Origin of the sequence: Paracoccus panacisoli, assembly GCF_042435015.1 — a bacterium.
In the GTDB taxonomy this organism is placed as follows: Bacteria; Pseudomonadota; Alphaproteobacteria; order Rhodobacterales; family Rhodobacteraceae; genus Paracoccus; species Paracoccus panacisoli.
Window position 1 is genome coordinate 1 of record NZ_JBHMQU010000056.1, and the last position, 9,710, is coordinate 9,710.

General features: G+C 74.0%; 6 protein-coding genes and 1 pseudogene. 6 read left to right on the forward strand and 1 reads right to left on the reverse strand.

Annotated features, from left to right (window positions below; genetic code table 11):
* Positions 1-55 precede the first annotated feature (55 nt).
* From ACFHYO_RS11875 to accC, 6 genes and pseudogenes are all read left to right on the forward strand, one after another.
* Positions 56-1,033 carry a tyrosine recombinase gene (locus ACFHYO_RS11875; RefSeq protein ID WP_394320649.1) on the forward strand — a complete coding sequence of 326 codons (978 nt, stop codon included), beginning with the start codon at positions 56-58 and terminating at the stop codon, positions 1,031-1,033.
* 117 nt (positions 1,034-1,150) lie between these two features.
* Positions 1,151-3,172 (forward strand): transketolase, encoded by a 2,022-nt coding sequence (tkt, locus tag ACFHYO_RS11880; RefSeq protein ID WP_394320643.1) that lies wholly within the window; start codon positions 1,151-1,153, stop codon positions 3,170-3,172.
* A gap of 289 nt (positions 3,173-3,461) precedes the next feature.
* Complete coding sequence (locus ACFHYO_RS11885) at positions 3,462-4,403, forward strand: DMT family transporter (RefSeq protein ID WP_052175257.1); 942 nt, start codon at positions 3,462-3,464, stop codon at positions 4,401-4,403.
* A 380-nt stretch (positions 4,404-4,783) separates the two neighbouring features.
* Positions 4,784-5,638: pseudogene (locus tag ACFHYO_RS11890) on the forward strand (lysophospholipid acyltransferase family protein); the annotation flags it as partial.
* Between the two features lie 197 nt (positions 5,639-5,835).
* Positions 5,836-6,357: an acetyl-CoA carboxylase biotin carboxyl carrier protein gene (gene accB, locus ACFHYO_RS11895; RefSeq protein WP_036736183.1), complete on the forward strand. Its 522-nt coding sequence runs from the start codon at positions 5,836-5,838 to the stop codon at positions 6,355-6,357.
* A 1-nt stretch (position 6,358) separates the two neighbouring features.
* Positions 6,359-7,705, forward strand: coding sequence for an acetyl-CoA carboxylase biotin carboxylase subunit (gene accC / locus ACFHYO_RS11900; RefSeq protein ID WP_394320645.1), 1,347 nt, complete (start codon positions 6,359-6,361; stop codon positions 7,703-7,705).
* Positions 7,706-7,930: 225 nt separating this feature from the next.
* Here accC and ACFHYO_RS11905 read toward each other — a convergent pair.
* The coding region (locus ACFHYO_RS11905; protein WP_394320647.1) for a hypothetical protein at positions 7,931-9,710 on the reverse strand (1,780 nt) is incomplete at its 5' end.

Here is a 9,710-nt window from a genome sequence, read left to right on the forward strand (position 1 = left end):
GGGCCCCGACACCGGACCGCCGGATGCGCCGGACCAGCCCGGCAGCCCCGACGACCTGCGCCGCGTCGGCGCCTTCCTCGACGCCCGCGCGGCCGAGGCGGGGGCGGCGCGCAACACCGTGCTCGCCTATGCCCGCGACCTCGCCGACCTCGCGGCCTTTGCCCGCGCGCGCGGCACCTCGCTCACCACCATCACCCGCGACGGGATCGAGGCCTATCTCGCGCGGCTGACCGACCTCGGCCTCTCGCGCGCGACCCGCGCCCGCCGCCTCTCGGCGATCCGCCAGTTCACCCGCTTCGCGCTGGAAGAGGGCTGGCGCGACGACGACCCGGCGATCCGCCTGGCCGGCCCCGGCCGCTCGCCCCGCCTGCCCCGCACGCTCAGCCAGGCGCAGGTCGAGACGTTGCTCGCCGCCGTCCCCGCCCACGGCGCGACCGAGGCCGAGCGGGCCCAGAACACCGCCGCGCTCGAGCTGATCTACGCCACCGGGATGCGGGTGAGCGAGCTCGTCTCGCTGCCGGTCGCGGCGCTGCGCGGCGACCCCGAGGTGATCCTGATCCGCGGCAAGGGCGGGCGCGAGCGGATGGTGCCGCTGACCCGCCCGGCGCGCGCGGCGGTGGCGCGCTGGCTCACCCTGCGCGACGCGGCCCCGGCGGACAGCCCGCTCGGCAGGCTGGTGCGCGGCACGGGCGCGCGCTGGCTCTTTCCGGCGCGGGGCGCGGCGGGGCACATGACCCGGCAGGCGTTCCACGGAATGCTGGCGAACCTCGCCGCCAGCGCCGGCCTGCCGGCGGGCGCGGTCACGCCGCACGTGCTGCGCCACGCCTTCGCCACCCACCTGCTCGAGGGCGGGGCCGACCTGCGCGCCATCCAGACGCTGCTCGGCCACGCCGATCTTGGCACCACCGAGATCTATACCCATGTCGTGGACGCGCGGATGCGCGACCTGGTGCTGCGCCACCACCCGCTCGCCGACCCCGACGGGGCCGACGGGTCCGACGACGACCCCGACGACGCCCCGGCCGACGCCTGACCCGACCGCCGCCAAGCCCCGCCCCGCAGCCCCCGCGCGCCCCCAGCCTTGCAACCGGGACGCGCCCTGCCTATCACCCCCCGGACCCCCCCTTTCCTCGCTCTGAAAGCCGCGCCGATGCCCCTCACCCAAGCCCGCCTCGCCGATCCCGACCACTGGAGCCTCGCCAGCGCGATCCGCGTGCTCAGCATGGATGCGGTCGAGGCCGCCAACTCGGGCCACCCGGGGATGCCGATGGGCATGGCCGACGTGGCGACCGTCCTCTGGGGCAAGTACCTCAAGTTCGACGCCGCGGCGCCGAACTGGTTCGACCGCGACCGCTTCATCCTCTCGGCCGGGCACGGCTCGATGCTGCTTTACTCGCTGCTGCACCTGACCGGCTTCGACGAGATGACCCGCGACCAGCTGCGCAACTTCCGCCAGTGGGGCGCGATCACCGCGGGGCACCCGGAATACGGCCACGCCGACGGGATCGAGACCACCACCGGCCCGCTCGGCCAGGGCTTCGCCACCGCCGTCGGCTTTGCCATGGCCGAGGCCAAGCTGCGCGCCGAGTTCGGCGAGGAGCTCTGCGACCACCGCACCTGGGTCATCGCCGGCGACGGCTGCCTGATGGAGGGGATCAGCCAGGAGGCGCTGACGCTGGCCGGGCACCTGCGGCTCGGGCGGCTGATCGTGCTCTGGGACGACAACAACATCACCATCGACGGGCCGGTGTCGCTGACCGATTCGACCGATCAGCTCGCGCGCTTCGCGGCCTCGGGCTGGCGGACGCTGTCCTGCGACGGCCATGACGCCGCCGACATCGACCGCGCACTCGCCGCCGCGGTCGAGGACGACGGCCGCCCGGTGCTGGTCGCCTGCAAGACCACCATCGGCTACGGCTCGGCCAAGAAAGGCGGCACCTCGGGCGTCCACGGCTCGCCGCTCGGCGCCGACGAGATCCTCGCCACCCGCACCGCCTATGCGTGGGAGCACGAGGCCTTCGACATCCCCGACGACCTCGTCGCCCGCTGGCGCGAGATCGGCCGCCGCGGCGCCCAGGACCGCGAGGCGTGGGTCGCCCGCGTCGACGCGCTGCCGGCGGATCGCCGCGATGCCTTCGCCACCCGCATCTCGACCGAGGTGAACCCGGCGCTCGCCCCGGCCATCGCCGAGGTCAAGCGCAAGGCCGTGGCCGACCGGCCCAAGATCGCCACCCGCAAGGCCTCGGAACTGGTGCTCGACGCGGTGAACCCGGTCATGCCCGAGACCATCGGCGGCTCGGCCGACCTGACCGGCTCGAACAACACCAAGACCCCGGACCTCGGCGTGTTCGACGCCCAGAACCGCGCCGGGCGCTATGTCCACTGGGGCATCCGCGAGCACGGGATGGCGGCCGCGATGAACGGCCTCGCGCTCCACGGCGGCTTCCGCCCCTATGGCGGGACGTTCCTCTGCTTCACCGACTACGCGCGCGGCGCGATGCGGCTGTCGGCGCTGATGGGGGTGCCGGTCGTCTATGTGATGACCCACGATTCCATCGGGCTGGGCGAGGACGGCCCGACCCACCAGCCGGTCGAGCATCTCGCCATGCTGCGCGCCACCCCGAACAGCTGGACCTTCCGCCCCGCCGATCTGGTGGAGACCGCCGAGGCGTGGGAACTGGCGCTCTCGGCCGAGGCGACGCCCTCGGTGCTGGCGCTCTCGCGGCAGAACCTCGCGGCGGTGCGGATCGAGCACACGGACGAGAACCTGACCGCCCGCGGCGCCTATGTGCTGCGCGAGGCCTCCGCCGTCCCGCAGGCGATCCTGATGGCGTCGGGCTCCGAAGTCGAGATCGCGGTCAAGGCCGCCGAGGCGCTCGAGGCCGACGGCATCCCCACCCGCGTCGTCTCGGTCCCCTGCATGGAGCTTTTCGCCGAGCAGCCCGAGGACTACCGCGCCGAGGTGCTGCCCGAAGGCCCGGTCCGCGTCGCCATCGAGGCCGCCGTGCGCCAGCCCTGGGACTGGCTGCTCCTGGGCGAGCGCGGCAACTGGAAGCGCGCGGCCTTCGTCGGCATGACCGGCTTCGGCGCCTCGGCCCCGGCCGACCGGCTCTACAAGGAGTTCGGGATCACCCCCGAGGACACCGTGGCGCAGGTCAAGGCGCTGCTGTGACCGCCCCGGCGCGGCGGCCGGTGCGCGCGCCCGCCGCGCGAGGGGTTGGGGTGACGGCGGGCGGTGCGGTTCACCCGGCCGCGCTGCATCTGCTTCGGGCGCCGGCACGGCTTGCCGGTGGTGCCCCCGACGCTGAGCCTCGCCCGGGCCATCCCGGCCGTGCGTTCCTGTGCTGGCCTCGTCCCAAGCACCCGTCGCGCGGACCCGCCCCCCGTCGCGACCGCTCACACTCGGCGCCAGGCTTCTGTCTGGCCCAAACACCCATCCTCCCGCGCCCGAGGGGCCGCTGATGCGCCCGCTTCCCCGCGCCAAGGCTCTGATGGGGCGCGAGGCGGATGCCGTGCGCGTCCCCCTCTCCACCCCCACGCCCCAGACCCAGCGGCTGGGCATCCTGATGCTGCTCGGCTCGGTGATGCTGTTCACGATGATGGACGCGCTCGGCAAGCACCTGACCCAGAGCTACCACCCGGCGCAGGTGATCTGGATGCGGATGGCGATCAACCTCGCCATCGTCCTCGCGGTGCTGGCGCCGCGGCTCAGAACCGTGGCGCGCTCGCGCTCGCCGTGGCTGCAGGTCGGGCGGGGGCTGACGCAGGTGGCCTCGATCGGGCTCTTCTTCACCGCCCTCCAGCACATCGGGCTGGCCGAGGCGACCGCGATCATGGACATCAATCCGGTGCTCATCACGCTGGGCGCGGCGGTGTTCCTGGGCGAGCGGATCGGCATCCGCCGGCTCGCCGGGGTGGCGGTCGCGCTCGCCGGTGCGCTGGTCATCATCCGCCCCGGCGCGGGCGTGCTGCACCCGGCGGCGATCCTGCCCTTCATCGCCGCCTTCACCTATGCGGCGGGGGCGATCATGACCCGGCTCGTGCGCGGCGATTCGACCGCGACCTCGATCCTGTGGTCCACCACCATCGCGACCCTCGGCGTCTCGGTCGTGGCGCCGTTCGTGTGGCAGCCGATCGCGGCCTCGGACCTCTGGGCGTTCGTCGGCATGGGGCTCCTCGGCACAGTGGCGCAGGCGCTGTTGATCCGCGCCTTCTCGCTGGCCGAGGCCGCCGCCGTCGCCCCCTTCGGCTACACCGGGCTGATCTGGGCGGGGCTCTGGGGGGCGCTCTTCTGGGGCACCTGGCCGGATGTCTGGACGCTGGTGGGCGCGGCGATGATCGTCGGCGCGGGGCTCTATGTCTGGGCCCGCGAGGCCCGCGCCATGCGCAACGCCGGGGGCTGAGCGCCATGTCGCGCCCTCCCGCACCGCCGTCGGACCGCGCCCCCGGCCCCGCGCCGGGGACGGCGGGCGCGCGGACGGAGGCGGGGCGCCGGGCGCCTGAGGCATCGGGCGAAGCTTCGGCAATCAGCCCTACGGAGCAGCCCGGGGCACCGTTCGGCCTTGCCCCCGAGGGCGGGGCAGCCGCCGAGGGCACCACGTCGCCCCCGCCCAACCCCGAATCGTCGGCTGCCATCCCCGGCACCCCGCACCAGCGCGCCTCGCTGAGCGGACGTGACTCGGCCCCCGCTTCCTCACCCGCCCCCACGCCGAACGCCACGCCCACGTCCACCGGGGCCACGCCAGACCGCACCGGCGCCCCCGCCGCCCCGCCGGAACCGCCCATCCCCCTCCTCGACCGCCTCGCCAGCGGCGCCTTCCTCGGCCTCGTGGGCCTGCTGCGGCTCCTCCCTTATCCGCAGCGCGTCGCCGCGATGGGCTGGATCTTCGCCCATGTCGCCGGCCCCCTCGCCGGCTGGCGGCGGCGCATCCGCGCCAACCTCGCGCTCGCCAGCCCCGAGCTGACCCGCGCCGAGGTCCGCCGCCTGACCCGCGCCGTCCCCGACAACGCCGGCCGCGCGCTGATGGAGATCTACGCAGGCACCGCCTTCACCGCCCGCGTGACCGCCACCGACCCACTCGAGGGGCCGGGGCTGCCGGTCCTCGAACAGGCCGCCGCCGCAGGCCGGCCGGTGATCCTCGCCTGCGCGCATTTCGGCAATTACGACGCCATGCGGGCGGCGCTCGCGGCGCGGGGCTGGCCGGTGGGCGCGCTCTACCGGCCGATGAACAACCGCGCCTTCAACCGCCACTACATCCCCGCCATCGAGGCCATCGCGAAACCCCTCTTTCCCCGCGCCGGCCGCGGCGGGCTGGCCGCGATGATCCGATTCCTGCGGCAGGGCGGGATGCTGTGCCTCGGGTTCGACCAGTACGACCGGCACGGGGCCACGCTGCGCTTCTTCGGCCTGCCGACCGAAACGGTGCTGACCCCGGCGGAACTGGCGCTGAAATACCACGCGCCCCTCGTCCCCATCGCCGGCATCCGCCAGCCCGACGGGCTGTCCTTCCGCGTCCGCGTCGGCGCGCCGGTCCCGCCCGGCACGCCGCAGGCGATGATGCAGGCGCTGAACGACGACCTCGAATCCCTCGTCGCGGCGCATCCCGACCAGTGGTTCTGGGTCCACCGCCGCTGGAAGAACCTCGCCCCGCCGGGTTCCGGCCCCGCGGCGCCCGGCCCGCTCGAGCCGCCCGGCCCCGCCATCCCGGCCGATCCCGACGCCCGGTGACGCCGCGTCCCGAAACGGTTTCCCTTGCCCCCGTCAGGGGGTATAACCCCGCGACAGTTGCCCCCCGGGAACGCCGCCCAGAGACGGCCCACAGGCAGAAAGAGCAGATGAGCGACACCGAACAGACCCGCCCGCATGATGGCGACGCCGCCTTCATCCAGGCCCTCGCCGAGCTTCTCAACCGCAACGAGCTGACCGAGCTGACCGTCAAGCGCGAGTACGGCGAGAACGACAAGCTCACGGTCGAGTTGTCCAAGCACGGCAAGCAGGTCATCGTCCAGGCCGCCGCGACCCCCGCCGCCCCCGCCTATGCCCCGGCCCCCGCCGCGCCCGCGGCCGGCGCGCCCGGCTTCGCGAGCCCCGCCCCCTCGGCCGGCGCCGATCCGGCCAGCCTGCCGGGCGCGGTCACCTCGCCCATGGTCGGCACCGCCTACCTCGCCGCCGAGCCGGGGGCCGCGCCCTTTGTCACCGTCGGCCAGCAGGTCGCCGAGGGCGACACGCTGATGATCGTCGAGGCGATGAAGACGATGAACCACATCCCCGCCCCGCGCGCCGGCACCGTGCGCCGGATCATGGTCGAGGACGGCACCCCGGTTGAATACGGCACGCCGCTGATGGTCGTCGAATAAGATGTTCGACAAGATCCTGATCGCCAACCGCGGCGAGATCGCGCTGCGCGTTATCCGCGCCTGCCGCGAGATGGGCATCGCCTCGGTCGCGGTCCACTCCACCGCCGACAGCGACGCCATGCACGTGCGCATGGCCGACGAATCGATCTGCATCGGCCCGGCACCCTCGCCCGCCTCGTATCTCAACATGCCCGCCATCGTCTCGGCCTGCGAGATCACCGGCGCGCAGGCGATCCACCCCGGCTACGGCTTCCTGTCCGAGAACGCCCAGTTCGTGCAGATGGTCGAGGATCACGGCCTGACCTTCATCGGCCCCCGGGCCGAGCACATCCGCATCATGGGCGACAAGATCACCGCGAAAGAGACCGCGCAGTCCTTGGGCATCCCGGTCGTCCCCGGCTCGGACGGCGGCGTCCCGGACGTCGAGACAGCCCGCCGCGTCGCGGCCGAGATCGGCTATCCGGTCATCATCAAGGCCACCGCCGGCGGCGGCGGGCGCGGCATGAAGGTCGCCCGCGACGACGCCGCGCTCGAGGTCGCCTTCCGCACCGCCCGGGCCGAGGCCAAGGCCGCCTTCGGCAACGACGAGGTCTATCTTGAAAAATACCTCCAGCGCCCGCGCCACATCGAGATCCAGGTGTTCGGCGACGGCAAGGGCGCCGCGGTGCATCTGGGCGAGCGCGACTGCTCGCTGCAGCGCCGCCACCAGAAGGTGCTGGAAGAGGCCCCCGGCCCGACCATCACGCCTGAGGAACGCGCCCGCATCGGCACCATCTGCGCCGAGGCGATGGCCAAGCTCGGCTACGCCGGCGCCGGCACGATCGAGTTCCTCTACGAGGACGGCGCGTTCTACTTCATCGAGATGAACACCCGCCTGCAGGTCGAGCATCCGGTGACCGAGGCCATCTACGGCGTCGATCTGGTACGCGAGCAGATCCGCGTCGCCTCCGGCCAGCCGCTGAGCTTCGCGCAGGGCGACCTCTCGATCCGCGGCCACGCCATCGAGGCGCGGATCAACGCCGAGCGACTGCCGAACTTCGCCCCCTGCCCGGGCCGGATCACCCAGTATCACGCCCCCGGCGGGCTCGGGGTGCGGATGGATTCAGCGCTCTACGACGGCTACGCGATCCCGCCCAACTACGACAGCCTGATCGGCAAGCTGATCGTCCACGGCCGCGACCGCGACGAGGCGCTCGCCCGCCTCAACCGCGCGCTGGGAGAGCTGATCGTGGACGGCGTCGACACGACCATCCCGCTGTTCCGCCGGCTCTTGCAGGACCCCGACATCCAGCGCGGCGACTACTCGATCCACTGGCTCGAGAAATGGCTCGAGACGGCCGAGTTCTGAGGCCGGCGGGCGGGGCTGCCGCGTCGGTGGCCCCGTTTCTCGAGAGGAACGAGCGTCACAGGGCTTACGACCGGTGACCTGACGGCTAAACCGGCTGCCGCTAGGTCACGGTGTTTCAACCTAAGGTTGTGCCGCACGCAGACAAGCCATCGCCTTACTGTCTGATTTCCGGTGTGGCCGAGAGGCGAACTGTCGTCGGGCGTGAGCTACGCCCCTCGCCGCCCCTCACCGCCGCCGCAGCCGCCCGCCCTCAACCAGCCACGCCGCCAGCGCCAGCCCCGCGATCAGCGCGAGCCAGCCCCACGGCGGCAGCAGCGGCCGCACCGCGAGCCCGTCCACCGCCGCCGCTTCGCGGGGGGTGATGCCGATCCACGGCCGGGCCACGCCCTCGCCCTGCGCCGGGCGGCCGGGGCGCACCACCCGCAGGTCGGGCACCCCGTCTGACAGGCGGCGCACCGATCCGCCGCTGGCCGCGACCAGCGGGGCGAGCGCGTCGGGGCGGGCCACGGTCTCCTCGAACTCGCGCGGCGCCGGGGGGCCGAGCGCGGCGACACGGCTGAGCGCGCCCTCGGCCAGCCGATAGAGCCCCGGCGCGGGGGCCTGATAGACCGCCTCGAACCGCCCGGCCCCGGCGGGGGCGAGGGTCAGCGCCTCGGTGCCGCCATCGGGCCGGGTGATCGTCACCGCCCCGACGCTGTCGCCCATCGTGCGGCGCGTCACGACGAAGCGCATCCCCGGCGCGGTGGCGACGTCCAGCGCCTCTTCCTCGAGCTCGGGTTCCTTGAGCGACCAGTGGGCGATGCGGCGCAAGAGCTCGGCCTGCGGCCCGCCCCCCTCGAAGCCGCGCCCCCAGAGCCAGACCTGATCCGAGGCGAGCAGCGCCACCCGCCCGCGCCCGACCCGGTTGACGATGAGCAGCGGCGAGTCGGCGTCCAGCACGCTGCCGGTCGCCGCCGAGGGCCGCGCGGTCAGCAGCACTTCGGCCCGCGGGTCGGGGATCACCTCGCCCATCCGCAGCCAGCGGCCCCACGGGCGCGTGGCACCGCCCTCCGCGCCCTCGGGCGTCCCCGGCAGGCCCGCGGTCACCGGGTGGCGCTGGCCGGCGGGGGTGGGCCAGGGGGTGAAGGGCGCCTCGATCAGCCGACCCGTGGGCCGGCCGGGCAGGATCGGGGCGAGCGGCGACAGGTGCAGGCTCTCGACCCCCGCCATCTCGGGGCCGGAGGTGACGAGCAGCGCCCCGCCCTCTTCGACATAGCGGCGGATGTTGTCGAAATAGGCCGGCGGCAGGATGCCGCGCACCCGGTAGCGGTCGAGGATGATGAGGTCGAAATCCCCGATCCGGTCCTGAAACAGCGCCTCGGTCGGAAAGGCGATCAGCGCCAGCTCGTCCACGGGCACGCCGTCCATCTTGTCCGGCGGGCGCAGGATGGTGAAGTGGACGAGGTCCACGTTCGGGTCGGATTTCAACAGGTTGCGCCAGGCGCGCTCACCCGGGTGCGGCTCGCCCGAAACGAGCAGCACCCGCAGCCGGTCGCGCACGCCGGCGATGGTGACGGCGGCGCGGTCGTTCAGGTCGGTGAGCTGCGCGGGCGCCCCGCCGGGGTCGTCGAGCGACAGCGCCACGACGTTCTGCCCCGCGTAGGCGGGGGTGACCGGGATCTCGAGCGGGACGCCGGGCGGGATCGCCACCTGCGCCGCGGGCGCGCCGTCGATCGAGACGCTCAGCGTCGCCGCGCGCCCGGCCACGGCGTCGGGCGGCGTGCCCTGGTCCTCGACCCGGACCCGCAGGGTCACGGGCTGGCCGATGAGGCCGAAGGCCGGGGCCTCCTCGATCACCAGCCGGCGGTCCCAGTCGGCGGGGGCGCCGGTCAGCAGGACATGGACCGGGGCGGGCGCGCCGTCGGGCAGCGCGGCGGGGATCGCCGCCGGGTCGTGGGCCAGCCCGTCGGTCAGCACCAGCACCCCGGCGAGCCGCGCCGCCGGCTCGGCCGCGAGCGCCCGGGTC